Source organism: Mesorhizobium sp. B2-8-5, from assembly GCF_006440675.2.
Classification (GTDB): domain Bacteria; phylum Pseudomonadota; class Alphaproteobacteria; order Rhizobiales; family Rhizobiaceae; genus Mesorhizobium.
The window spans coordinates 448,170-473,396 of sequence record NZ_CP083951.1; the positions used below are offsets into that span (position 1 = coordinate 448,170).

The 25,227-nt window shown below is 65.4% G+C and carries 18 protein-coding genes; 11 read left to right on the plus strand and 7 right to left on the minus strand.

The window, feature by feature from the left end:
• Nucleotides 1-97: 97 nt before the first annotated feature.
• The 5 genes from FJ430_RS02105 to FJ430_RS02125 all read left to right on the plus strand — a co-directional run bounded on the left by FJ430_RS02105 (nt 98) and on the right by FJ430_RS02125 (nt 9,730).
• Nucleotides 98-2,062 (plus strand): hypothetical protein, encoded by a 1,965-nt coding sequence (locus FJ430_RS02105; RefSeq protein ID WP_140702159.1) that lies wholly within the window; start codon nt 98-100, stop codon nt 2,060-2,062.
• A gap of 11 nt (nt 2,063-2,073) precedes the next feature.
• The gene (locus tag FJ430_RS02110; protein WP_140702157.1) at nt 2,074-5,952 is read left to right on the plus strand and encodes a DUF11 domain-containing protein; all 3,879 of its coding nucleotides are present in this window, start codon (nt 2,074-2,076) and stop codon (nt 5,950-5,952) included.
• A gap of 392 nt (nt 5,953-6,344) precedes the next feature.
• Nucleotides 6,345-7,022, plus strand: coding sequence for a ribulose-phosphate 3-epimerase (gene rpe / locus FJ430_RS02115; protein ID WP_140648036.1), 678 nt, complete (start codon nt 6,345-6,347; stop codon nt 7,020-7,022).
• Between the two features lie 258 nt (nt 7,023-7,280).
• The gene (locus tag FJ430_RS02120; protein ID WP_140702156.1) at nt 7,281-8,018 is read left to right on the plus strand and encodes a GntR family transcriptional regulator; all 738 of its coding nucleotides are present in this window, start codon (nt 7,281-7,283) and stop codon (nt 8,016-8,018) included.
• Nucleotides 8,019-8,203: 185 nt separating this feature from the next.
• Complete coding sequence (locus FJ430_RS02125; protein ID WP_140702155.1) at nt 8,204-9,730, plus strand: malonate--CoA ligase; 1,527 nt, start codon at nt 8,204-8,206, stop codon at nt 9,728-9,730.
• A 119-nt stretch (nt 9,731-9,849) separates the two neighbouring features.
• Here the strand turns inward: FJ430_RS02125 and nagA are convergent, their stop codons facing one another.
• The 4 genes from nagA to FJ430_RS02145 are packed head-to-tail and all read right to left on the minus strand — an operon-like array spanning nt 9,850 to nt 13,739.
• Nucleotides 9,850-11,010 (minus strand): N-acetylglucosamine-6-phosphate deacetylase, encoded by a 1,161-nt coding sequence (gene nagA, locus FJ430_RS02130; RefSeq protein WP_140702153.1) that lies wholly within the window; start codon nt 11,008-11,010, stop codon nt 9,850-9,852.
• Complete coding sequence (locus FJ430_RS02135) at nt 11,007-12,038, minus strand: SIS domain-containing protein (protein WP_140702151.1); 1,032 nt, start codon at nt 12,036-12,038, stop codon at nt 11,007-11,009. Before FJ430_RS02135 ends, nagA begins: the two co-directional genes overlap by 4 nt.
• Nucleotides 12,035-12,814 carry a GntR family transcriptional regulator gene (locus tag FJ430_RS02140; RefSeq protein ID WP_140659693.1) on the minus strand — a complete coding sequence of 260 codons (780 nt, stop codon included), beginning with the start codon at nt 12,812-12,814 and terminating at the stop codon, nt 12,035-12,037. The genes FJ430_RS02135 and FJ430_RS02140 overlap by 4 nt, the downstream gene beginning before the upstream one ends.
• Nucleotides 12,815-12,857: 43 nt before the next feature.
• Entirely contained in the window at nt 12,858-13,739 is an 882-nt protein-coding gene (locus FJ430_RS02145) for an N-acetylglucosamine kinase (RefSeq protein ID WP_140702148.1), read from the minus strand.
• 201 nt (nt 13,740-13,940) lie between these two features.
• Between FJ430_RS02145 and FJ430_RS02150 the strand changes: the two genes are divergently transcribed.
• From FJ430_RS02150 to FJ430_RS02175, 6 genes are all read left to right on the plus strand, one after another.
• Nucleotides 13,941-14,891 (plus strand): N-acetylmuramic acid 6-phosphate etherase, encoded by a 951-nt coding sequence (locus FJ430_RS02150; RefSeq protein WP_140702146.1) that lies wholly within the window; start codon nt 13,941-13,943, stop codon nt 14,889-14,891.
• A 117-nt stretch (nt 14,892-15,008) separates the two neighbouring features.
• The gene (locus FJ430_RS02155) at nt 15,009-16,268 is read left to right on the plus strand and encodes an ABC transporter substrate-binding protein (RefSeq protein WP_140702145.1); all 1,260 of its coding nucleotides are present in this window, start codon (nt 15,009-15,011) and stop codon (nt 16,266-16,268) included.
• 244 nt (nt 16,269-16,512) lie between these two features.
• Complete coding sequence (locus FJ430_RS02160; protein ID WP_140702840.1) at nt 16,513-17,442, plus strand: carbohydrate ABC transporter permease; 930 nt, start codon at nt 16,513-16,515, stop codon at nt 17,440-17,442.
• Nucleotides 17,443-17,450: 8 nt separating this feature from the next.
• Nucleotides 17,451-18,290, plus strand: coding sequence for a carbohydrate ABC transporter permease (locus FJ430_RS02165; RefSeq protein WP_140648045.1), 840 nt, complete (start codon nt 17,451-17,453; stop codon nt 18,288-18,290).
• A 285-nt stretch (nt 18,291-18,575) separates the two neighbouring features.
• Nucleotides 18,576-19,589, plus strand: a complete 1,014-nt coding sequence (locus FJ430_RS02170) for a Gfo/Idh/MocA family protein (RefSeq protein ID WP_413467856.1) — start codon at nt 18,576-18,578, stop codon at nt 19,587-19,589.
• A gap of 15 nt (nt 19,590-19,604) precedes the next feature.
• Entirely contained in the window at nt 19,605-20,603 is a 999-nt protein-coding gene (locus tag FJ430_RS02175; protein WP_140702141.1) for an ABC transporter ATP-binding protein, read from the plus strand.
• A 99-nt stretch (nt 20,604-20,702) separates the two neighbouring features.
• On the opposite strand, the gene FJ430_RS02180 is transcribed toward FJ430_RS02175, so the two are convergent.
• The 3 genes from FJ430_RS02180 to FJ430_RS02190 all read right to left on the minus strand — a co-directional run bounded on the left by FJ430_RS02180 (nt 20,703) and on the right by FJ430_RS02190 (nt 25,202).
• On the minus strand, nt 20,703-21,548 hold the full coding sequence (locus FJ430_RS02180; RefSeq protein ID WP_140702139.1) for a fumarylacetoacetate hydrolase family protein: 846 nt from the start codon (nt 21,546-21,548) through the stop codon (nt 20,703-20,705).
• Nucleotides 21,549-21,747: 199 nt separating this feature from the next.
• Nucleotides 21,748-22,479 carry an SDR family oxidoreductase gene (locus tag FJ430_RS02185; RefSeq protein ID WP_140702137.1) on the minus strand — a complete coding sequence of 244 codons (732 nt, stop codon included), beginning with the start codon at nt 22,477-22,479 and terminating at the stop codon, nt 21,748-21,750.
• 347 nt (nt 22,480-22,826) lie between these two features.
• A complete protein-coding gene (locus FJ430_RS02190; RefSeq protein ID WP_140702135.1) occupies nt 22,827-25,202 on the minus strand; it encodes an aldehyde dehydrogenase family protein in 2,376 nt (791 codons plus the stop codon).
• Nucleotides 25,203-25,227: the final 25 nt, after the last annotated feature.

Consider the following 25,227-nt stretch of genomic DNA (forward strand, 5'->3'; position numbering starts at 1 on the left):
CAATTCGATCGGGGAAGAACGTGCCGCAACGCCGCGCCTTGCCCTGGTTGGCGCGACAAGACCGGATGTTCCTTCCAGCGGCTTCGGGGGGAGTTCAATGTCTGGCGTTCGCGGCTCGTTTCTGCGTTCTCGTGGCGGCCGTCTGCGCCGCGCAATAGCATCCACCAGCGGAATTCTTGCCGTGGCGCTGTCCGCCGGCCTCTGGCTCGGCGGCGTGGCGAAGGCGCAGGAAACCCAGATCATCTATCCTGGATCGATGGCGGTCACCGGCTTCCCCGGCACCATGATCCCCGATTTCGACCAGGGCTTGCCGCCCGGCACCGATCCGGTCGACGAGACCTTCATCGACACCTCGCGGGCATCCTTGCGCATTTTCGACGTCTCGCATCTCGGCGGGCCTGCCTCGGGCCAGCTCGTCTTCACGCCGCCGCCCTTCGAGGTGACGGCTGGGCAGATCGGCGAGGTGTTCGGACTGACCTATGACGACGGCGTACGCGATGGCGTGCCGTCGGGCATTCCCAATCTTTATGCCGCCGCGACCTCGCTGCATGGCGTCGAGATCGTCACGCCGGATGCCGACGACGACGGGCGTCCGGAGCGGCAGCGTCGCGGCGCCGCCGGCGCCACCTTCATGGGCGGCCAGTTCGGCACCGAGAATGGCGGCGGCCCAGGCACGATCTGGAAGATCGACGGCATCACGGGCGCCGTCTCGAAATTCGCCGACATCGACACCAACAGCGGACCGGGCATCGGCAACCTCGCCTTCGATCCCATCCACCGCCAGTTCTTCGCCTCGGATATCGACACCGGCCTGATCCATCGCATCGACGCCGACGGCCATCTGATCGACACGTTCGACCATGGCGTCGCCGGCCGCCCGGCGCATGGGCTTGGCCCCGTCGCCGACGATGGCGCGGTCATGGACATCCAGGGCGCGGCCTTCGATACCGAAGACCCCGAGACCTGGGGCTATACGCAGGACGAGCGCCGTGTCTGGGCGGTCTCCTATCACGGCGGCCGGCTCTATTATTCGGTCGGCGAAAAATCCGAGATCTGGTCGGTCGGCGTCGCGCGCGACGGCACGTTCGCCGGCGATCCGCGTTGGGAACTGACGGTCAAGGCCGAGAAGGATTACGCCGTCACCGACATAGCCTTCGACAATAAGGGCTTCATGTATCTCGCCCAGCGCGGCCCGGTCGAAAACCGTTACGATTACAGCCGTTTCGCCGATTCCGGCAAAGGCGAGCTGATCCGCTACTGGCAGGAAGACCCGGACGATCCGGCGACGGAATCGGCCTGGGTCGAGGTGCCGCAGGAATACGCGGTCGGCTTCCCGCAAGGCAACCGACAGTCGGCCGGCGGCGTCGACCTGCAATATGGCTATGATGCCGATGGCAATATCGACACCAGCGTCTGCACCGACACCGTCGTCAACACCGGCGACAAATTGCGCGACAATCCCGAGCTTGCCGAGCGCCTCGCCGCCGGCGGGCCGCTTGCCGTGCATGGCGTGCAGCTGACGCCGAGCGCGCTGGTCAAGCCGGCCAACGTGCCGCCCTTCGGCTCCTGGTTCGTCGACTTCGACGGCTATTTCGAAGACCCCGAGGTCGAAGGCCATGTCGGCGACGTCAGGGTCTGGCGCCCCTGCGAGGGCCGCGCCGGCTATTACGAGGAAATCCCCGGCGGCGGCTATCTGCCTCCGTTCTATCCGCCCGACTTCCCGCCGCCCGGCAACCTGCCGCCCTGCGTCGACGTCGAGGACGTGCACTACTACTGCACGCCGCGCGGACTCCGGGCCGAACTCTATCTCCATGACCATGCCGGCTTCGGCGGCGATTCGATCAAGGCGCAGTCCAGGACGCCCGGCGTCGGGGTATCGACCCCCATGTCGCATGTCCCTGGCAAGCCCTACACGGTCGACATCACCGGCCATGATCCTGGCGACACCGTCAATGTCGGGCTCTGCTTCTATCGCAAGTCCGACCAGGACAAGGGTGGCTACTACCCTTGCTGCAAGGTGACGCTGCCGCTCAGAACGCCAGCCGTCAGCTGCGAACGTTGAGGGAGGGACAGATGACAAATCTCGCCCTTTCCCACCTCGCCTCGTGCAACACGAAAACCGTCATGGAGACGATCATGAAACCCCTGTCATACGCCAGGCGCGGCGCGCGCTGGCTGATGGCGGCCGGTATCGCGGTCGCCATGATGCCGGCGCTGCCGGCGCTCGCGGAAGACACCGCTCCGGCCAAGCTCACCGAAGTCGCCGGACCGGAGCCCAGGCTCGACCTGGACAATCCGCGCATCGTCAACCCCGAACCCGGCCGCATCGTGCCCTTCTTCACCAAGACGGGCGGCCAGCGCGGCTGCGACTATGTCTACTACACGCTGACCTTTGGCCTGCGCGGCAATGCGCAAGCCTTCGCCAATCCGGCTTTGGCTAACGCACTGAAGAACGCCAGGATCGACTTCAAGGACCAGCTTGCGCACGGCCTGAAGATCGTCAACGTGAATGTGACCGGCGACGGCACGGACGCCGGCGGCGGAGCGCTGCCGGCGGCCACGATCAGCAGCTCGGCCAACCCCGACGATACGGCGACGGTGTCCGATTTCCGGATTTCCCCCGACGATCTCGACGGCTCGGGCGCGCCGAACGAACGCGTCATCACCTTCCGCATCCTGGCCAAGATCGACCAGGCGGCGTTTCCCGCGCCGGCCAATGTCGACAACCAGGGTCAGATCAAGGTGACAATGGGAGGCGGCCCGGGGACCGTCATCCCGTCGCAGGACCCGAGCAAGCCGGACGACGGCGACTTCCTGACCGGCGCCAAGACGACGATCCCTATCGACGTCGCCAAGTGCAACCCGCCGCCACCTCCCGGCAAGGAATGCTTCAAGGTCGAGCACGGCACGGTCGACTGCGTGCCCGGCGGCGGCGCCTTCATCTACCACATGCCGGTCGGCCCGGAGATGGGCGGCAAGTGGGTGCAGGTGTCGACGACGACGCCCGGCATCACCATCGTTCCCGACACGCAAAAGGTACCGGTCGGCGGTGGCGTGCTGAACTGGAAGATCATCGGCGCCTCGCCCGGCGAGGCCATCCATCTCGTCGTCACCGGCATCGAAACCTATGCCGGGCCGAAGGAAGGCTGGGGGCTCTGCTGCACGCAGGTGATAGACATCGTCATCCCGCGTGATCTGAGATGCCCGCCGAAAGATAAGGAGCCGGACCTCAAGGTTGAGAAGCATGCCGACGTGCCGCATTGCACGATGGCCGGCGGCTGCGACTTCACCATCACCGTCACCAATGTCGGCGACGCGCCCTATAACGGCAAGATCGTGCTCGACGAGGTGACGCTGCCGGCAGGCTCCGTGCTGGCCTCCGGGCCGAACGCGCCCTGGGTCTGCGTGCCCGGCACGACCCCGATGACCTGCACCTATCCGCCGACCACGCTCAACCCCGGCGCTTCCGTCAACCTCAAGCTTGGATTCAAGCCGGCGGGCGGGTGGCAGGGCAGCGTGCTGCGCAACTGCGCCGCCTATGACTACCAGGCCAGCGGCAAGCCGCTGTTCGGCAGCCAGCAGAACGACCGCGGCTGCGCTTCGATCCCGATCTGCCGCCGTGGCGACCGCGATCCGCAGTGCCAGCCTCCGGTCGAAAAGAAGGTCGACCTGATCCTGAAGAAGCGCGCCCGCGTACCGGTCTGCACGCCGGACGGCGTGTGCTTCTTCGTGATCGACGTCATCAACAACGGCACCAACACCTATAATGGGCCACTGACGGTGATCGACACCTACCCCGGCGGCGCGCCGACTTCGTCGACCTTCGGGCCGAGCCCGCCATGGAGCTGCGGACCGAACGGGCCCGGACAGTTCCGCTGCGACAATGCCAGCATCTCGCTGCCTGCGGGCGCCTCGACGCCGATCGTCGTCAAGGCAGTGATGCCGGCAAACTACCGGCCGGACACGGTGGAGAACTGCGCCGAGGTGAAGGCCATTCCCGGCGAGGTCGACCTCGCCAACAACAAGGCCTGCGCCACCGAACGCATCCGCCATCCGAATGGCGGCCAGCCTGGCCTGCGCATCACCAAGACCTGCAGCGGCGATCAGCTCGTGCGCGCCGGAATGGTCTCTTGCCGCATCACCGTCAGCAATGCCGGCACCGCGGCTCCCACCGGACCGGTGCGGGTCAACGATGCCGCGACCCTGGTGTCGGGCGGCGCGCCGGTGCAGATCCAGACCGTCGCGCCCGACGGCCCGGAATGGAACTGCGGACCGGCGCCAGCCAACACGCTGTCGTGCCAGATTCCCGGCGCCGTGATGACGCCCGGAGCCTCCAGGCACTTCGACGTGACGGTGAGCGGCAATGGCGCGTTCGAAAACTGCGCGCGCGGCTCCTACGGGCCGGCGCCGGGCGACGACATCGTCTACCCGATCGGCCAAGCTTGCGCGAAGGGCGGCGGCGCCTCGACCATCCGCGTCGAGAAGACCGGCGATGCCGAGTGCCAGCCGGGAGAACCCTGCTCGTTCGAGATCACCATCACGAATGGTGGGCCGAACCCCTTCTCCGGTCCGGTCCGCATCGGCGATGCGATCGGCGTGGAAGGACTCGGCCGGTTGGAAGGCGTTCAGATCTCCTCGATCGATCCGCCTTTCGGCTGCTCGCCGGAGCCGACGACGCTGCCTCTATCCTGCATCGCCAACCTGACGCTGGGGGCAGGCGAAAGCCACACCCACCACGTCACCGTGATCCTTCCCGAGGACGGGCGCCTCGCCGATCTGCGGGGAACGGTCAACGGACAGAACTGCGTCGGCGTGCTTCCTCCGAACACGCCGGTGCACGGCGGCGGCGACGTGCCGTCGCGCGACCTGACCACCAACCAGGGCGATCGCGGCAAGGCCTATGCGTGCCATCCCTTCACCATCAGGCATGAGGTGAAGAACCAGTGCTCGGACGGGTTGGTGCTGAACTCGGCCGGCCGTTGCGTCTGCCCGGACGGCACCACCTTCCGCAACGGCCAGTGCTCAGGCGGTGGAGGCACCAAGCTCCTGCCGCTGCCCGTGCCGCCGCGCTGCGTCCTGCTGCAGGGCCAGATCCGGACAGCGGACGGACGCTGCGTCTGCCCGCGCGGCACGGAGCTGGAGAACGGCAAATGCGTGCGGGGCGAAGAGCCGCAGGAGCCGCAGTGCACGCTGCGTCCCGGCCAGTACCGCGACCAGGACGGCAACTGCGTCTGCCGCCGCGGCGAACTCGTCAACGGCGTCTGCCAGGTCATCCCGCCGAGGTGCACGGTGCGGGGCGCGGTGCCGACTTCGAACGGCAATGGCTGCACCTGCCCGGACGGCACACATCTCGACCGGGTGGCCAAGGCTTGCGTGCCCGACAGGCAGCCGCCCGCCCAGTGCCGCATCCGGGGCCAGTCCCGCAATGCCGATGGCGATTGCGTCTGCCCGAGCCGCACGGAAGTCCGTGACGGCGCCTGCCGACCGATCGTGTCGAGGCAATGCCCGATTCGCGGCCAGGTGCGCGACGCCGACGGCAACTGCGCCTGCCCGGACGGCCTGGAGGTGCGGGGCAAAGCCTGCAGGCCGCCAAAGCCGAAGCAGGAGCAGTGCACCATTCGCGGTCAGGTCCACAACAAGCGGGGCGACTGCGTCTGCCCGCGTGGGACCGAAATCCGCGATGGCGCCTGCCGCAAGCCGCAACAGGAATGCGCGCCGGGCTCGCGCTACATCGACGGCCAGTGCCAGCCGGTGCTGACCAAGCGGCGCTGCCCGATCGGCACGGCCGGACGGTTCCCGGACTGCACGCCGATCCGCAGGCGGCCGGGCGTCGAGATCAACCCCGGCATCCTGCTCAACCCGAACGTGCTGCAGCAACTGGTGCCGCAGCGCCAGCCGCGGCGCGTGCCGCAGGATCCGGCGGGCGCCAACATCCAGAACTTCAAGCCGTAATCTTGCGGCTGAAGACCCAGACCCGCCGGAGCGATCCGGCGGGTTTTCTTTTCCACATCGAAGACTGCCCTGTGGCAAGCGGACCGATTCGACTGTCGAGAACATGCTTCCCCTTGGCAGGATCATGGTCTAGCGCGTCGCACTGAAGCGGATTCACGCGACGCGCTTTAAGCCTTTGTTTTCATGCATGTCGTTATCGCAAAACCGCTGCACACTTCTGCGCGACATGCATTAGCGCGTTTCACCGTTTCACGGAAACGGCGAACCGCTCTATCTCCTTGTTTTGACGCAATTCCGGACGGAAAACCGCTCGCACTTTTCCTGGAATTGCTCTAGGCAATCGCGCTGACAGGCGCGGCCACGCGCGCAGGACTGCCGGGAGAATTTGCGCCATGAGCAAGAAGACCCTGATCGCGCCATCGGTGCTGGCTTCGGATTTCTCCAAGCTCGGCGACGAGGTCGAGGCCGTCGCGGCGGCCGGCGCCGACTGGATCCATCTCGACGTGATGGACGGCCATTTCGTACCCAACATCACCTTCGGCCCGCCGGTGATCAAGGCGATCCGCAACCGCACCAAGGCCTTCTTCGACTGCCATCTGATGATTGCGCCGGCCGATCCTTACCTGGCGGCCTTCGCCGAAGCCGGCTGCGACGGCATGACGGTTCACGCCGAGGCCGGGCCGCATCTCGACCGTTCGCTGCAGACCATCAAGAGCCTTGGCAAGAAGGCCGGCGTCTCGCTCAACCCGGCGACGCCAGAAACGGCGATCGAGTATGTGCTCGACCGGCTGGACCTCATCCTGATCATGACCGTCAATCCGGGCTTCGGCGGACAGGCTTTCATCCCGGCGATCGTCGACAAGGTGAAACGGGTCAAGGCGCTGATCGGCAGCCGGCCGATCCACATCGAGATCGACGGCGGCGTTTCAGCCGAAACGGCGCCGCTGGTGACCGCGGCCGGCGCCAATGTGCTGGTGGCGGGCGCCGCCGTCTTCAAGGGCGGCAGCGTCGAAGCCTACAGGGCAAATATCGAAGCAATTCGAACGGCCGCCGACAGAGCCGTCGGTTAAACGTATAACTGCCCCATCTCTCCCGGGAGTTGCATGACTGCGGCAATTGACCGACTTCTCGATATAGGAAGCGACGCAGGATTATCGGCTTTTCCCTGAGATTCTACTTTATTCAATGAATAGACGGCCCGCCCTGTCTTAAGGTCGAATATCGTCATCTTCCGCTTGAGGCGCCGTTGCCCGGCTGTATGATACATTTACGGGAATTGCTTCGCCGCGGGGCCCTGGCAAACCAGGGGCAAAGCAACAGGAGTTCGATTGACAAACGGAAACACCGAGCCGGGCGAGAGCAAGGGCGCCAAAAGCACGCTTGCCAGTTCGGTCTACCAGCAACTCCGCGACGACTTGCTGCGCGGAGCTCTGGAGTCCGAGACGAAACTGCGTGTCGAATGGGTCGTTTCCCGCTATGGCGCCGGCGCTTCGCCGGTGCGCGAGGCACTCAACCGCCTGGCCGCCGAGGGCCTGCTCGGCCGTCACGACCAACGCGGCTTCTTCCTGATGCCGGTCAGCGCCGCGGAGCTGGAGGAGTTGACGCGTACGCGCTGCTGGCTGGAGGAGCGAGCGCTGCGCGAATCCATTGCGCACCGCACCGCCGAATGGGAAGAGCAGCTGGTGCTGGCCCTGCACCGCCTCGCGCGCGCCGAGCGCCGCCTGCCGGAAGACCCGGCAACCAACAATCCGGAATGGGAGAAGCTGCACCGCGCCTTCCATCGCGCGCTGATCGCGGCGTGCCGGTCGCACTGGTTGATCGGCTTTTGCGATCAGCTTTCCGATCAGGCTTCGCGCTACCGCCTGATCTCGCAAAACGCGCCGGGCATGGGACGCGACGATCTTGGCGAGCACCGCATGATTGCCGAGCGCACGCTGGATGGCGACGCCGACGGCGCGGTCGAGGCGCTTCTCAATCATTACCGCCTCACCGCGGCGATGTGCATGGAACGCTTCGCGCAGGGTTATGATCCGAAGGCCGGCGTCGCCAAAGGGCGCCGCAGATAACTGCCGCGCCGTTTTTCTCCGGCCACCAAATCTGATATTCGCTCGGGCAGCGCAACGCATGAGCCATCCGGCGTACGCCAGAGCGGTTCGCCGTTTCACGGAAACGGAGAACCGCTCTAACTCCTTGTTTTGACGCAATTCGGAATGAAAACCGCCTCTCCTCGAATTGCTCCAGAGGACATTTCATGACCAATCATCTCTTCGGCGCTTTCCGTTCCCATATGCCGGCGCCAGACCGGCTGCTGATGGAGACGGATGACGGCCGTTCGATCACCTATGGCGACATGCTGGCGAAGTCGGCGCAACTGGCGCATGCGCTGGCGCAGGCCGGCGTCGAGCCCGGCGACCGCGTCGCCGTCCAGGTCGAGAAGAGCCCGGAGGCGGCGCTGCTCTATCTCGCCACGTTACGCGCCGGCGCGGTCTTCCTGCCGCTCAACACCGCCTACACGCTGCCAGAGCTCGACTATTTCTTCCGCGACGCCGAGCCGAGGCTGATCGTGTGCGATCCGGACCGTCTTTCGGGCGTCGAGCCGCTTGCCGCATCGATCGGCGCGACGGTGCTCACGCTCAGCCGCGACGGGCAGGGAACGCTCGCCAGCCAGGCTTCGCGGCAGGCGACGGATTTCAGCGATGTCGCGCGCGGGCCGGACGATCTTGCCGCTATCCTCTACACGTCCGGCACGACCGGCCGTTCCAAGGGCGCGATGCTCAGCCACGAGAACCTTGCTTCCAATGCTCGCGTGCTGGTGGAGCAGTGGCGCTTCGGCGCCGACGACGTGCTGATCCATGCGCTGCCGATCTTCCATACGCACGGCCTGTTCGTGGCCACCAACGTCATCCTGATGGCCGGCGCGAAAATGTTCTTCGAGCAGAAATTCGACCCGGCGCGCATCCTGTCGCTGATGCCGCGCGCGACCGCGCTGATGGGCGTGCCGACCTTCTATGTACGGCTGTTGCAGCAGCACGGCCTGACGCGCGAAGCGGCCAAGGCCATCCGAGTCTTCATCTCCGGCTCGGCGCCGCTACTCGCCGAGACGCACAAGGCCTGGCGCGAGCGCACCGGCCACGCCATCCTCGAGCGCTACGGCATGACCGAGACCAACATGAACACGTCCAATCCCTATGACGGCGAACGGCGCGCCGGCACGGTCGGGTTCCCCTTGCCCGGCGTCTCATTGCGCATCACCGACCCCGAGACCGCCAAGCCGCTGGCCCAGGGCGAGACCGGCATGATCGAGGTCAAGGGCCCGAACGTCTTTGCCGGCTATTGGCGCATGCCCGAAAAGACCAGGGCCGAGTTCCGCGACGACGGCTTCTTCATCACCGGCGATCTCGGGCTGATCGATACCGACGGCTATGTCCACATCGTCGGGCGCGGCAAGGACCTGATCATCTCGGGCGGCTACAATGTCTATCCGAAAGAGATCGAGAGCGAGATCGACGCGCTCGACGGCGTCAGCGAAAGCGCGGTTGTGGGCGTCGCCCATCCGGATTTCGGCGAAGGTGTCACCGCGGTCGTGGTGCGCAAGCCGGGATCGGCGATCAGCGCCGCCGACATTGCCGGCGCCATCGCCGGCCGGCTGGCGAAATACAAGCACCCGAAGCAGGTGATCTTCGTCGACGAACTGCCGCGCAACACGATGGGCAAGGTGCAGAAGAACGTGCTGCGCGAGTCGTACAAGGATATCTACGCGGTGCGTGGAGCCGGCTAACGATTATCGAGCCGCAGGCCTCGGAGGTTAGCCGAAACGCCCATCGCTTCGTCATTCTAGGGCGGAGCAAGGAGCGAAGCGACGCGCGCAGACCCGAGGATGACGAAAATCGCGGAGGCCTACGCCCCAAAAACCTTGTTGCCGCCGATCCAGACGTTCCTGACATCCAGCCCCTCCGACAGGCCGACAATGTCGGCGGCGGTGCCGTTGGCGAAGCGGCCGAGGCGATGCGCCTGGCCGATTGCTTCGGCCGGATAGAGCGAGGCCATGCGCAAGGCCTCGTCGAGGTCGAGGCCGACGACGCGGTGGACGAAGCGGACGGCGGAAATCATGTCCAGGTCGGCGCCGGCCAGCGTTCCGTCGGCAAGCCTGAGGCTGCCGTCCTTGCGGTAGATGGTGCGGCCGTTCAGCGTGAACGACGTCATATCGGTGCCGATCGTCGCCATGGCGTCGGTGACCAGCACGATCTTGCCCGGTCCCTGCTTGCCGCGCAGCGCCAGGATCATCGTCGCGGGATGGACATGGATGCCGTCGGCGATGATGCCGGCGTACAGACCGCCGGTGTCGATCGCAGCGCCCGCCAGACCCGGCTCGCGGTTGCCGATCTGGCTCATGGCGTTGAACAGATGCGTCACCACCGTGGCGCCGGCGCCGGCAAAGGCACTGGCGGTCGAATAATCGGTATCGCTATGGCCGAGACTGACGACGACGCCGGCCTTGGCCAGCGCCGTGACACGGACCGGTTCGACCGATTCCGGGGCGATCGTGGTAAGCAGCACCGGAAGCTCTTTGCGCGCCGCAATGAGCGCGGCCTGGTCGGCATCGGTCATCGGCCGGATCAGCGCCGGATCATGCGCGCCCTTGCGGGCTACGGAGAGATGCGGCCCTTCCAGATGCAGGCCGAGGAAGCCCGGCGCCTTTTCCCGGGCCGCCTCGGCGCCGGCGGCGATGGCGGCGGCGGTGACGGCCGGCGTGTCGGTGATCAGCGTCACCAGCAGCGCGGTGGTGCCGAAGGGCGCGTGCGCCCGGCAGATGGTCTCAATCGAGGCGACGTCGGGATGGTCGTTGAGCATCACGCCGCCGCCGCCATTGACCTGGATGTCGACGAAACCAGGCACCAGCAGGCCACCACCGGTCTCGACCGCCGGAACGCCGGACGGAATCGCGCCTGCGGGCAGGATGGCCTCGACCGCGTCGCCCTTGACGACAAGGGCGGCGTTGTCATGCCAGTCGGCACCGTCGAAGATGCGGGCGCCGGTGAGTGCGAAACGGTCGCTCATACGGTTTCCGTCACTTTGCGCAGGTTGCGCGGCGTGTCGGGGTCGAGGCCGCGATGGCGCGCGAAGGCCTCGACGAAGCCGTAGAAGGACACGATCAGCGGCAGCGGATCGGTCAGCGGGTGGCCGGTGGCGACATGCGGCAGGAGTTTCGCGGCCTTCGCCTTGTCGGAGGTGATGAAGGCGGCCGCGCCCTTGGCCGTCAGCCCGTCGGCCGCCTCGGCGACCGAGGGTTCGGACGCATCGCGCGCGGCAAGCGCCAGAACCGGGAAACCCGGTCCGACCAGCGCCAGCGGCCCATGCATGACCTCTGCGGCGCTGTAGGCCTCGGCATGCATGGCGCAGGTTTCCTTGAACTTCAGCGCCGCCTCGCTGGCGATCGCGAAGGATGGGCCGCGGCCGAGGATGAACAGCGACTGCGGGTTCTCCAGCGCGCCGGCAAGCGCCATCCAGTCGCAGGCGATCGCCTTCTCGAAATGGCCAGGCAGGCCGGCGAGCGCCTTCAGCAACGGCTGGTCGTCGGTCGCGTGCGCCATCAGCGCAAGGCCGGCGACGGCCGAATTGACGAAGGTCTTGGTGGCGGCGACGGAGCGTTCCGGCCCTGCCAGGATGTCGATGGCATAATCCGAGGCGCGCGCCAACGGCGAGTCGGCCGTGTTGGTGATCGCGACAGTGAGCGCTCCTCCGGCCCTTGCCGTTTCGGCCATGGCGACGATATCGGGGCTTTTGCCCGACTGCGAGACCGCCAGGCATGCGGAGCCGCGCAGCCTGAGCTTGGCGCCATAAATGGACGCGATCGACGGCCCGACCGAGGCGACGGCAAGGCCCGCCGTCAGCTCGACGGCATATTTCATGAAGGTCGCGGCGTGGTCGGACGAGCCGCGCGCCACGGTGACGACGAAATGCGGGTCGCGCTCGCGCAGGCCGCGACCGGCCTCGGCCAAAGCCGAAGCCGAGCCGTCGAGAAGGCGGGCGGCGGCTTCAGGGATCTCATCGATCTCGCGCCGCATATGGGTGGTGTTTGCCATCATTGCCGGATCTCCTCTCCCGGCCCGGTCAGCCGGAGTTCCGCGACGAAATCATAGGCGTCGCCCCTGTAGACCGAGCGGGTGAACTCGATCACCTTGCCGCTTGCCAGATAGGAAATGCGCTCGATCTGCAGACCGGCAACCCCCGGCGGCACTTCCAGCAGGCGCGCATCGGCGTCGCCGAGGTTGGTGGCCGAGATGCGCTGCACGGCGCGTACCGGGCGATTGCCGGTCGTGCCCAGCGCCGCATAGAGCGAGGAGCCGATCGCCTCGGGGTCGGGCAGGACGCTGGCCGAGAGCGCGGCGCGCTCGATCGCCAGCGGCGTGTCGTTGGCGATGCGCAGGCGCGCGACGCGCGCCACCAGTTCGGTCGATGACAGGCCCAGCACCATCATCTCGTCCGGCGACGGCGCATAGAGGCCGCGGTCCAGCCAGACGGAGCGCACATTCATGCCGCGGCGCGCCATGTCCTCGGTGAAGGAGGTGAGCCGCGACAGCGACTGCTCGACGCGCTCCATGCGCGGCGCGACGAAGGTGCCCGAGCCATGACGCTGCACGAGGATGCCACCCTTGACCAGGTCCTGCACCGCCTTGCGCACGGTGACGCGCGAGATATCGGCCTTGCTGGCGATGTCGCGCTCGGACGGCAGCGCGTCGCCGGGGCCGATCAAGCCGCGATTGACCGCTTCCTCGATGCTTCTCCTCAGCTGCAGATAGAGCGGCGCACCGCTCTGCGAGGACTCTTTCAGCATGGCGAAGATCTGGTCGGCGGCGCTCATCGCGGCGCCTCCGGCAGCATGGCGAAGATCTGGTCGGCGGCGCTCATCGGCCGACCTCCGAACCCCTGGCGAAGATGCGCAAGGCCATCTGCACGGCGCCGCCGAGCGCGTCGTCGAGCGGAGCTTTCAGCAGCGCCTGATAGCGCGCCGAGAGACGCGGCGCATAAAGCGGCGCCAGGCCGCCGAGCAGGCAGAGCGGGGCATCTTCGGCGAGATCGAGCGCGCCGAGCGAAGCCTCGACATCGGCCACCGCCTTGCCGAGGATCCAATTGGCGACGAGATCGCCCTTTTCGGCATGGTCGAAGACCTTTGGCGCGAAGCCGCCGAAATCGCCCGGCTTGGCGTTGGTGGTGAATTCGACCACGTCTTCCGGATTGTTGCGGAAGACGGCGAGCATGGCGTCGGTCAAGGGGGAGCCTGGACGAATGCCGTCATAGGCAAGCAGCGTCTGCTCGAGCAGGTCGCGGCCGATGCGGGCGCCGCTGCCCTGGTCGCCGACCTGGAAACCCCAGCCGCCGATGGCGCGCGATTTTCCGCCCTTACGCGCCATATAGGCGGTGCCGGTGCCCAAGATGGCCATGGCGCCGTCGCCGGAACCGACCGCGCCTTCGAGCGCGATCTCGGCATCGGTTTCGACACGGCTTTGGCTGAAAGGCAGGATTGCCTCGAGCTGCTGCCGATAGGTGCCGACATTGGCGCCGGCGAGGCCAAGGATGGCAGGTGTCCGCGGGATCAGCTCCGGATCGTGGCCGGCGGCGAGGAAAGCCTGCCTGGCCGCCTCGACGATGTTGGCGCGGGCGCCGGTGAGGTCGGTACGGATGTTGGCGGCGCCGCTTTTGGCGCGGCCGACGACAGCGCCGTCGACGGTCGCAAGGGCCGCCCTGCAGCTGGTGCCGCCGCCATCGATGCCGAGCACGAATTTCACGCGATTTTCTCCTCGGCCCGGATAATACCAATAAAATACCAATAGCCAAGAGTTAATTTCGGTTCAAAAAAGATTAAGGCGTATTTTATTGAAAACCCGTAGCAATTTGCCGGCAAGCAAATTCCCCTGCCTGAAATTCGTTAATGCGTGTGGACAAGTGGTATTTTTTTGGTATTGTTTCGCTCAGTTGGAGGAAACTGGATGGCCGAGACGCGCACGGAAGCGCTTCACCAGAATGCCGAGGGGCTGGATGTCCAGGCTCCGGAAGCCATTCTGGCGTTCCTGGCCAATGCCCAGATCGAGGCCAGCAAGGCCGTGCACGGCGCCATTCCGGCAATCGCCGTTGCCGCCGAACTCATCGCGAAGCAGTTGAAGAGCGGCGGCAGGCTCGCCTATGCGGCGGCCGGCAGCTCCGGCCTTATGGCGCTGGCCGATGCGCTGGAACTGCCCGGCACGTTCGGCATTGCGCGCGACCGCATCGCCATCCTGATCGCGGGCGGCGACGAGGCCTTCCGCACGCTGGCCGGCGGACCGGAGGACGACACCGGGGAAGCAGCGACGGCCGTTGCCGCGGCCGATATCGGCAAGGGCGACTGCCTGATCGCCATTTCAGCCAGCGGCTCGACCCCTTATGCGGTCCAGGCGCTGCAGGACGCGCGGCGCGGGGGCGCCGCCACCATCGCCATCGCCAACAACCGGGGCGCCGCGCTGTTCAAGCAAGCCGACGTCGCCATCCTGCTCGAAACGCCCCCGGAGTTGATCGCCGGCTCGACGCGCATGGGCGCGGGCACCGCGCAGAAGATCGCGCTCAACATGCTGTCGACGCTCGCCGCCATCCATCTCGGCCATGTCCATGACGGCTACATGGTCAATCTCACCGCCGACAACATCAAGCTGCGCGACCGCGCCGTGCGCATGGTCGCCGCCATCAGCGGCAAGAGCCGCGACGACGCCGCCCGCCTGCTCGAGGAAAGCGGCGGCGGCGTCAAGACCGCCATTCTGCTCGCCGCCGGCGCCGCCAACGCCGACGCGGCCGAGAAGATACTGGAAGGAACCGGCCAGAAGCTTCGGCCGGCGCTTTCCGCGCTGGGGCATGATCCCGAAAAGTGGAACCCGCTTTTCGGAAAAGATCATGCCCTAACAAAGAAGTAGGGCCTGTTTCATCCCGATTTCCATCGGGGTGAAACGGGCTTGCGAGGGGAGCAAGGGGCGCTGAGCCCCTGTTCTCATCAAAACGGAACCTGAAAAAGGTCAACAGGGAGACTGAAGATGAAGACCAAACTACTGACGGCCCTTCTGCTCGGCACAAGCATCCTCGGCACGACCGGGATGGCGCTGGCCGAGGACGTAACGCTCAACATCGAAAGCTGGCGCGGCGACGACCTGACCATCTGGAAGGACAAGCTGATCCCGGCCTTCGAAGCCAAGAACCCCGGCATCAAGGTGGTGTTCGCGCCTTCGGCCCCGACCGAGTATGACGCGGCCCTCGGCGCCAAGCTCGCCGCCGGCTCGGCGGGCGACCTGATCACCTGCCGCCCCTTCGACAAGTCGCTCGAGTTGTTCAAGAAGGGCAACCTCGCCGACCTTAGCTCGCTGCCGGGCATGGAAAACTTCTCGCCCGTCGCCAAGTCCGCCTGGCAGACCGACGACGGCAAGTCGAGCTTCTGCGTGCCGATGGCCTCGGTCATCCACGGCTTCATCTACAACAAGGACGCGTTCGACAAGCTCGGCCTGAAGGTGCCGACGACCCGCGACGAGTTCTTCGCCGTGCTCGACAAGATCAAGGCCGACGGCACCTACATCCCGATGGCGATGGGCACCAAGGACCTCTGGGAAGCCGCGACCATGGGCTACCAGAATATCGGCCCGAACTACTGGAAGGGCGAAGAAGGCCGCGCGGCCCTGATCAAGGGCGAGCAGAAGCTGACCGACAAGGACTGGGTCGCGCCCTATGAGGAACTGGCCAAGTGGAAGCCGTATCTCGGCGACGGCTTCGAGGCGCAGACCTATCCGGACAGCCAGAACCTGTTCACGCTCGGCCGCGCCGCCATCTACCCGGCCGGCTCGTGGGAAATCGGCCTGTTCAACACCCAGGCCCAGTTCAAGATGGGCGCCTTCCCGCCGCCGGTCGAGAAGGCCGGCGACACCTGCTACATCTCCGACCATACCGACATCGGCATGGGCCTGAACGCTGCTTCCAAGCACGCGGATGCGGCAAAGACCTTCCTGTCCTGGGTGGCCTCGCCGGATTTCGCCACCATCTACGCCAACGCGCTGCCGGGCTTCTTCAGCCTGAACTCCTCGCCGGTGAAGATGGAAGACCCGTTGGCGCAGGAGTTCGTTTCCTGGCGCGGCAAGTGCAAGTCGACGATCCGCTCGACCTACCAGATCCTGTCGCGCGGCACGCCGAACCTCGAGAACGAGACCTGGGTCGAATCGGCCAATGTGATCAACGGCACCGATACCCCGGAAGCCGCGGCCAAGAAGCTGCAGGCCGGCCTCGACAGCTGGTATAAGCCGGCGAAGTAAGAGCCTCGATTGCGATGCCGGCCGGGCGCGAGCCCGGCCGGCATTCAAACAGCTCCACATAGCGATTGTCGGCGCGGCCTCCCGGTCTTACCCTCACCTTGCGGGGGAAGACGGAGCCGATCTGTCGCTGGCCTTGTCTTTCTCCTCGAAGGGGACAGCCAAGCCGTGCATCGAGGCATCAGCTAGCATCAACCGAACTGGAATCCAGAGACGGCGGGGAACCGAACTCATGGCTACCGAACTCATGGCTGCAGAAACGCGACCGAAAAGATCGATCCGCTGGCATGTCGGCGTCTTCCTGGCGCCGGCGGTGCTGGTCTACACCGCATTCATGATCCTGCCGCTGTTCGGCACGCTGCAGCTCTCGCTGTTCCGCAACATAGACCAGTCCCAGGTCTTTGTCGGACTGGGCAATTTCCGCACGCTGTTCGGCGATCCGAACTGGTCGGTGAATTTCTGGAATGCGCTGCGGAACAATGTCTGGTTCTTCATCATCCACATGCTGGTGCAGAACCCGATCGGCATCCTGCTCGCGGCGCTGCTTTCCAGCCCCAGGCTGCGCTTCACCGCCTTCTACCGCACGGCGATCTTCGTGCCGACGATCCTGTCCTTCGTCATCGTCGGCTTCGCCTGGAAGCTGATCCTGTCGCCGCTGTGGGGCGTGGCGCCGCATCTGCTCGATTTCGTCGGCCTGAAGAGCCTGTTCACGCCATGGCTCGGCAAGGAGCAATATGCGCTCACCGCGCTCAGCCTGGTGTCGGTCTGGCAGTTCGTCGGCATCCCTATGATGCTGATCTACGCGGCGCTTCTGTCGATCCCCGACGAGGTGATCGAGGCGGCCGAATGCGACGGCGTCACCGGCATGGCGCAGTTCTGGAAGATCAAGCTGCCGCTGATCCTGCCCTCGATCGGCATCATCTCGATCCTGACCTTCGTCGGCAATTTCAACGCTTTCGACCTGATCTACACGGCGCAAGGGGCGCTGGCCGGGCCGAATTATTCGACCGACATCCTCGGCACCTTCCTCTACCGCGCCTTCTTCGGCTTCCAGCTGCAGGTCGGCGACCCCAACATGGGCGCGGCGATCGCTACGATCATGTTCCTGATCATTCTGGCCGGCGTCTGCGTCTACCTGTTCCTCGTGCAGACGCGCCTGCGTCGCTACCAGTTCTGAGGCGCGCCATGAGCACAGCCACCCGTTCGCTTCCCCGCACCATCGGCGCGCATGCGATTCTGCTGACCTACACGGCGATCGCGCTGTTTCCGGTGATCCTGGTGGTGATGAATTCGTTCAAGTCTCGCGCGGGCATTTTCGGCGCGCCGCTGACGCCGCCGACGACGAAGACCTTCGACCTGATCGGCTACACCACGGTGTTCGGCCAGGGCGATTTCTTCCACTATTTCCAGAACAGCCTCGTCGTCACCGTCGCCTCGCTGTTCTTCGTGCTGCTGTTCGGGGCGATGGCCGCCTTCGCGCTGTCGGAATACCGCTTCCGCGGCAACACGCTGATGGGTCTTTACCTGGCGCTCGGCATCATGATCCCGATCAGGCTCGGCACCGTCGCCATCCTGCAATTGATGGTGGCGAGCGGGCTGGTCAACACGCTGACGGCGCTGATCCTGGTCTACACGGCGCAAGGGCTGCCGCTGGCGATCTTCATCCTGTCCGAATTCATGAAGCAGGTGTCCAGCGATCTGAAGAACGCAGGCCGCATAGACGGGCTCTCGGAATACACGATCTTCTTCCGCCTTGTGCTGCCGCTGGTGCGGCCGGCGATGGCGACCGTCGCCGTCTTCACAATGATCCCGATCTGGAACGATCTGTGGTTCCCGCTGATCCTGGCGCCTTCGGAAGAGACCAAGACCGTGACGCTCGGCGCGCAGCTCTTTCTCGGCCAGTTCGTCACCAACTGGAACGCGATCCTGGCGGCGCTGTCGCTGGCGATCCTGCCGGTGCTGATCCTCTATGTCATCTTCTCGCGGCAGCTGATCCGCGGCATCACTTCCGGAGCCGTCAAGTGAGCCGTAGCAGCCATCTCTCCATAGGGCTGCGCTTCACCCCGCCCGGCGCTTCGCGCCGACCTCCCCATCAAGGGGAGGTAGAAGGCCGCCGCTTTATTTTCGACCGCCAGTGTCCTCGGTTCATAGCAGCTTCTTCGGCGATGGGGATGTTCACGCCAACGCCCTACCTCCCCTTGATGGGGAGGTCGGCGCATAGCGCCGGGTGGGGTGACACCGTCTCAAGAGAAAGTGGAGCAGTCTGTGAGCGATAAACCCCTTCGCGTTGTCGTCGCCGGGCTCGGCAATATGGGCCGCAGCCATGCGCTGGCCTATCATACCAATCCGGGCTTCGAGATCGCGGCACTCGTCAACCGTTCCGACGTGCCGCTGCCGGACGGGCTCGGGAGCTACGGCATCAGACGCTCCTTCGTGGACGCGCTGCGCGACGAGAAGCCCGACGTCGCGGCGATCGCCACCTATTCCGACAGCCACGCCGATTATGCGGTCAGGGCCTTCGAGGCCGGCTGCCATGTCTTCGTCGAGAAGCCGCTGGCGACCACGGTTGCCGACGCAAAGCGCGTCGTCGACGCCGCCAAGGCCAACGGCAGGAAACTGGTGATCGGCTATATCCTGCGCCACCATCCGTCCTGGGTGCGGCTGATCGCCGAGGCGCGCAAGCTCGGCGGGCCATATGTCTTCCGCATGAACCTCAACCAGCAATCCTCCGGCCATACCTGGGGGACGCACAAGCAATTGATGCAGACGACCTCGCCGATCGTCGACTGCGGCGTGCACTATCTCGACGTCATGCTGCAGATCACCGACGCCAGGCCGGTCGAAGTGCGCGGCATGGGGGTGCGGCTGAGCGACGAGGTGGCGCCGTCGATGTACAATTACGGGCACCTGCAGGTGCTGTTCGAGGACGGCTCGGTCGGCTGGTACGAGGCCGGCTGGGGGCCGATGATCTCGGAGACGGCCTTCTTCGTGAAGGATGTGATGTCGCCCAAGGGTTGCGTGTCGATCGTGATGAAGGAGGGCGTCAAGTCCGACGACATCGACACCCACACCAAGACCTCGACCATCCGGCTGCACAACGCCGAGACCGGACCGGACGGTAAATTCGCCAGGGAAGACCAGCTGCTGTCGATGGAAGGCGAGCCCGGCCATCAGGAGCTCTGCGACCTGGAGCAAGCCTTCCTGCTCAAGGCCATCCGCGAAAATATCGACCTCACCCGCCACATGGACGATGCCGTGAAATCGCTCGCCGTATGCCTCGCCGCCGACGAGAGCGTGCGCACAGGCAACGCCGTCAAACTCTAGAACAGGAACGAAGCCGTGGGCTCGCTGAAGATCGAGAATGTGAAGAAGGCTTTCGGGCCGGTCGAGGTTCTGAAGGGCATCGACCTCGAGGTGACGGACGGCGAGTTCGTCGTCTTCGTCGGCCCGTCCGGTTGCGGAAAATCGACGCTGCTGCGCGTCATCGCCGGGCTTGAGGACTCGACCTCCGGCCGCGTGCTGATCGACGGCGCCGATGTCTCGATCACGCCTCCGGCGAAACGCGGCATCGCCATGGTGTTCCAGACTTACGCGCTCTACCCGCATCTGACGGTGAAGAACAATATGGCGCTGGGCCTGAAGCAGGCCGGCACGCCGGCGGTCGAGATCGAGCGCCGCATCAAGATCGCTTCCGCCATGCTGTCGCTCGAGCCCTATCTCGAGCGCCGGCCGGCGGAGTTGTCGGGCGGACAGCGCCAGCGCGTCGCCATCGGCCGCGCCGTCGTGCGCGAGCCGAAGCTTTTTCTCTTCGACGAACCGTTGTCCAACCTCGATGCCGCCTTGCGCGTGAACACCAGGCTTGAGATCGCGCAGTTGCATCGGCGGCTGAAGGCGACGATGATCTACGTCACCCACGACCAGGTCGAGGCGATGACGCTGGCCGACAAGATCGTCGTGCTCAATGCCGGCCGCATCGAGCAGATCGGCAGCCCGATGGAGCTCTATAATTCTCCGGCTAATGAATTCGTCGCCGGCTTCATCGGCTCGCCGAAGATGAATTTTATCGACGGCGCCAAGCTCGGCGAGACGGCGAAGACCGTAGGCGTGCGGCCGGAGCATCTGACGGTCGATACGAAGTCCGGCGGCTGGAAAGGCACGGTCGTGCATGCCGAGCATCTCGGCGCCGACACCAACCTCTATCTCGACTGCGAGAAGGCCGGGCTGATCACGGTGCGCATCTTCGGCGTCTACAATGCCGAGCCGGGCGCGACGCTCTATGCGACGCCCGATGCGGCGAAGACGTACAGGTTTGGGGCGGATGGGAAGGTGTTGAAGTAGGCGGAGTTTCTTTCCTCTCCCTCCGGAGGGGGGAGAGGAAGGGCGCGAAACCACCTTCTCACTTCCGGAATATCAAAAGGAGAGAACGGAAAGTCTGCGTTACTCGTCAGCCTTGAACGTCTGCTTCTGCTGGCCGAGCCCTTCGATGCCGAGCTCGACGACGTCGCCGGCCTTCAGGAACACCGGCGGCTTCATGCCGAGGCCAACGCCGGGCGGCGTGCCGGTGGAGATGATGTCGCCGGGATGCAGCGACATGAACTGGCTGAGATAGGACACCAGATACTTCACGCCGTAGACCATGGTCTTGGTCGAGCCGTTCTGCATCGTCTTGCCGTTGACGGTCAGCCACATCTTGAGGTTCTGCGGATCGGCGACCTCGTCCTTGGTCACCAGCCACGGGCCGGTCGGGCCGAAGGTGTCGCAGGACTTGCCCTTGGTCCACTGGCCCTGACGCTCGGCCTGGAAGGCGCGCTCGGAAACATCGTGCGCAACGCAGTAGCCGGCAACATAATCCAGCGCGTCCTCCTCCGAGACATACTTCGCCGTCTTGCCGATGACGACGCCGAGCTCGACCTCCCAGTCGGTCTTGACCGAGCCGCGCGGAATCAGCACGTCGTCATCGGGTCCGACGATCGCCGAGCTTGCCTTCATGAAGATGATCGGCTCGGACGGCACGGTGGCGCCGGTCTCGGCGGCGTGGTCGGAATAGTTCAGGCCGATGCAGATGAATTTTCCGGTGCCGGCGACACAGGCGCCCAGGCGCGGCTTGCCGGAAACCACCGGCAGCGACTTCGGATCGAGCTTCGAGAGCATCTCCAGCGAGGCCGGATGGAGCGTCGTGCCGGCGATATCGGCGACATGAGCAGAAAGGTCGCGGATCATCCCATCCGCATCGAGCAGGCCGGGTTTTTCGCTGCCGACTTCGCCATAGCGCAACAACTTCATCATTCTTCTCCTAAGGTGCGGCCTGAAGCCATTTTGCAGAATTCGTTTCGATTGGGGTGACGTTGCGAAAGCCGGGCGGACCGTAGCCATCGATCTGATCCCCGGCAAGCGCGAACGCCACATCGGGCGATCTGGCGAAAAGGATTTTCAGACTGATGGATGCAGAACCCCGATCTCTTGCCAAGCCCGTTCCGATCCCTCAGATCGACCAGCCGCCGTCGATGTTGTAGGCCTGCCCCGAGGTGTAGGTGGCGCCGGCAAGGTAGACGGCGAGATCGGCGATTTCCTCCGGCGTGCCAAGCCTGCCCATGGGCTGGCGGGCGATGAAAGCCGCGCGCGCCGCCTCATAGTCGCCCTGGGCATGCATGCGGTCCTGCAGCGACGGACTTTCGACCGTCCCCGGGCAGATGGCGTTGCAGCGTATGCCCTTGGCGACATAGTCCGCGGCGACCGCCTTGGTCAGGCCGACCACGGCCGCCTTGGTCAGGCCGTAGGCGAAGCGGTTCGGCACACCCTTCTGCGAGCTGGCAAGCGACGCCATGTTGATGATCGAGCCGTCGCCACGCTCCAGCATGCCGGGCAGCACGGCACGGATGGTGCGGATCATCGAACGGACGTTGAGGTTGAGCGCGAAGTCGAGGTCCTCGTCCTTCATCTCTAGGATGGAGCCGCCATGGACGAAACCGGCGCAGTTGAACAGCACATCGACCCGGCCGATCTCGGCGAAGGCGGAGGCGACGGCCGCGTCGTTCAGCACATCGAGCTTGCGGGGCTTGATGCCGGGCGTCTTGCCCAGCTCGGCCAGCAACGGCTCGTTGATATCGGTGGCGTGAACGGTCGCGCCCGCCTTGGCGAAGGCCAGCGCGCTAGCCCGGCCGATGCCTTGCGCCGCCGCGGTGACGACGACCACTTTGCCTGCCAGATCCGCCATGTTCTTCTCCTCGCCTGCCTGGAGCGTCTGACCGTTTCACGGAAACGGCGAACCGCTCTATCTCTTTGTTTTGACGCAATTCCGGACGGAAAGCCGCTCATACTTTTCCTGGAATTGCTTTAGTGCGTCCGCCTCTATCGATGGCCAGCCCCGGCGTCGTGTGCCAGACCGCCAGCATTGTGCGGCCTAAGTCCCTGCTTCACAGATAAAGATGTTTTTTCTCGTTAAAGAACACGCGCGCGAGCGTCAAGCCCGAACGCCATCACCTTCGCGACAGCGACCAGACCAGCTCCGGCGCGCCGACTATCGTTGCCGCAAGGTTGCGGACGCGCCTCGTGCGAAGGGCCTCAGTCGCCATAAGGAACCCAGACGTTCTTGACCTCGATGGCGCGCCGCAGGAAAGCCTCGCCGGCAGCTTCGCCCGACGCCCAGTCGAGCGCGCGGCCATTGCCGGTCCAGACGCGCTTCAAGTTGCCGATGGAGTCGGCTTCCGCCTTGGCGCAGGTTTCGGCGTCGGCGAACACCCAGAGCCCGTCGACATCGTCATGCTTGGCCAGCACGCCGGCCAGCTCGGCGCTGCGGCCGGTGACGATGTTGATGGCGCCGGCCGGAATGTCGGAATATTCGATCACCTGGTAGAGGTCGGTCGCCAAAAGCGGATGGCGCTCCGACGGGACGGCAACAACCGTGTTGCCCATGGCGAGCGCCGGCGCGACCAGCGAAATGAAGTTGAGCAGCGGCTGGTTGTCCGGCGCGACGATGCCGACGACGCCCACCGGCTCATGCAGCGCGAGCGTCACGACGCGGGCCGGCGGCTGGTGGACGCGGCCCTCGAACTTGTCGGTGAGGCCGGCATAGAGGAACAGCCGCTCGATCGACTGCTCGACCTCTTCGCGCGCGGCCTTGGCGGTGACACCGGTCAACTGGACAAGGCGTGCGGCGAACTCGTCGGCGCGGCCCGAAAGGTTCTCTGCGAAATAATAGAGCACCTGGCTGCGGTTATAGGCAGTCGCGTCCGGCCAGGCCTTGCAGGCGCGGGCGGCGGCGACGGCATCGCGGATGTCCTTGCGGTTGCCGAGGCCGACTTCGCCGGCCAGCTTGCCCTTGGCGGTGGCAACGGCGAGCGAATAATTGCCGTCCGGCCGCACCTGCTTGCCGCCGATGAACAGCTTTGCCGTGCGATCGATGGCCAAGCCGTCGGCCTGCTCGACCGGCTGGGCCGAGCCGGCCGCGGCCGGCTTGATGACCGGCCCGACGGGCAGCTTCACCGACAGATATTCGAACACGCCTTCGCGACCGCCTTCGCGGCCGAAGCCGCTTTCGCGATAGCCGCCGAAGCCACAGGCGGCGTCGAACATGTTGGTGCCGTTGACCCAGACGACGCCGGCCTTCAATTGCGGCGCGACATGCAGCGCGAGATTGATGTTCTCGCTCCACACCGAAGCGGCGAGGCCGTAGCGCGTGTTATTGGCAAGCTCGATCGCTTCCTCGGTGTTGCGGAAGCTCATCGTCGCCAGAACCGGCCCGAAGACCTCTTCCTGCACCAGAATATTAGCCGGCGAAACAGACGTCGCCAGCGTCGGCAGATGATAATAGCCGGTTGTCGGCAGCGCGGCGTCCGGCTGCCAGCAGACGGCGCCTTGCTTGGCGCCCTCGGCGATCAGGCCCTTGACGCGGTCGAGCTGGCTGCGGTCGACCAACGGGCCGATGTCGGTGTTCTTGTCGAGCGGGCTGCCGACCCGCAGCCGGCTCATCCTGACCTTGATCTTGGCGATAAGTGCTTCCGCAATGCCCTCCTGCACCAGGAGGCGCGAGCCGGCGCAGCAGACCTGGCCCTGGTTGAACCAGATGCCGTCGACCAGGCCTTCGACGGCGCTGTCGAGATCGGCATCCTCGAAGACGATGAAGGCCGACTTGCCGCCAAGCTCCAGCGACAGTTTTTTCCCTGAGCCGGCCGTCGCCTTGCGGATGATCTTGCCGACTTCGGATGAACCGGTGAAGGCGATCTTCTGGACACCGGGATGATTGACGATGGCGGCACCCGCTTCCGGCCCGCCCTGGACGATGTTGACGACGCCTTTCGGCACGCCCGCCCGCTCGCAGATCTCGGCGAACAGAATGGCGGTGAGCGGCGTGAATTCGGCCGGCTTCAGCACCACCGTGCAGCCGGCGGCAAGAGCCGGCGCGATCTTCCAGGCCAGCATCAGCAGCGGGAAATTCCACGGGATGACCTGGCCGACGACGCCGACTGGCTTGTGGTACGGAAAATCCTTCTCGAGCGTCTGCGCCCAGCCGGCATGGTGGATGAAGTGGCGGATCACCAGCGGCACGTCGATGTCGCGGCTCTCGCGGATCGGCTTGCCGTTGTCGATCGATTCCAGCACCGCGAACAGGCGCTGGTGGCGCTGCATGGCGCGGCCGATGGCATAGAGCACTTTTGCGCGGGCATAGCCTGAACTGGCGCTCCATTTCGGCAGCGCCTTGGCGGCGGCCGCGACCGCGGCGTCGATATCGGCGGCGCCCGCATCCGAGACCTTGGCAAGCAGCTTGCCTGAGGACGGTTCGCTGGTCTCAAAAGTCTTGCCGCTGGCCGCCGCTTTCCAGGCGCCGTCGATGAACAGGGCCTTGGAGAAGTCGCGCGCGGCGAGCCAGGCATCGGCCTCGTTGCGGGCTTCCGGCGCCGGGCCGTATTCCATGGCGTGGTAGCGTTCGAGGATGTTCATAACATGCTCCTGATAATCGTCTTGG

Coding starts and splice junctions, on each gene's coding strand:
- FJ430_RS02150 (WP_140702146.1), top strand. CDS start 13,941: ATGGCCGAGACGCGCACGGAAGCGCTTCACCAGAATGCCGAGGGGCTG.
- FJ430_RS02125 (WP_140702155.1), top strand. CDS start 8,204: ATGACCAATCATCTCTTCGGCGCTTTCCGTTCCCATATGCCGGCGCCA.
- FJ430_RS02185 (WP_140702137.1), bottom strand. CDS start 22,479: ATGGCGGATCTGGCAGGCAAAGTGGTCGTCGTCACCGCGGCGGCGCAA.
- FJ430_RS02155 (WP_140702145.1), top strand. CDS start 15,009: ATGAAGACCAAACTACTGACGGCCCTTCTGCTCGGCACAAGCATCCTC.
- FJ430_RS02105 (WP_140702159.1), top strand. CDS start 98: ATGTCTGGCGTTCGCGGCTCGTTTCTGCGTTCTCGTGGCGGCCGTCTG.
- FJ430_RS02165 (WP_140648045.1), top strand. CDS start 17,451: ATGAGCACAGCCACCCGTTCGCTTCCCCGCACCATCGGCGCGCATGCG.
- FJ430_RS02180 (WP_140702139.1), bottom strand. CDS start 21,548: ATGAAGTTGTTGCGCTATGGCGAAGTCGGCAGCGAAAAACCCGGCCTG.
- nagA (WP_140702153.1), bottom strand. CDS start 11,010: ATGAGCGACCGTTTCGCACTCACCGGCGCCCGCATCTTCGACGGTGCC.
- FJ430_RS02190 (WP_140702135.1), bottom strand. CDS start 25,202: ATGAACATCCTCGAACGCTACCACGCCATGGAATACGGCCCGGCGCCG.
- FJ430_RS02135 (WP_140702151.1), bottom strand. CDS start 12,038: ATGATGGCAAACACCACCCATATGCGGCGCGAGATCGATGAGATCCCT.
- rpe (WP_140648036.1), top strand. CDS start 6,345: ATGAGCAAGAAGACCCTGATCGCGCCATCGGTGCTGGCTTCGGATTTC.
- FJ430_RS02110 (WP_140702157.1), top strand. CDS start 2,074: ATGACAAATCTCGCCCTTTCCCACCTCGCCTCGTGCAACACGAAAACC.
- FJ430_RS02170 (WP_413467856.1), top strand. CDS start 18,576: ATGGGCCGCAGCCATGCGCTGGCCTATCATACCAATCCGGGCTTCGAG.
- FJ430_RS02140 (WP_140659693.1), bottom strand. CDS start 12,814: ATGAGCGCCGCCGACCAGATCTTCGCCATGCTGAAAGAGTCCTCGCAG.
- FJ430_RS02160 (WP_140702840.1), top strand. CDS start 16,513: ATGGCTGCAGAAACGCGACCGAAAAGATCGATCCGCTGGCATGTCGGC.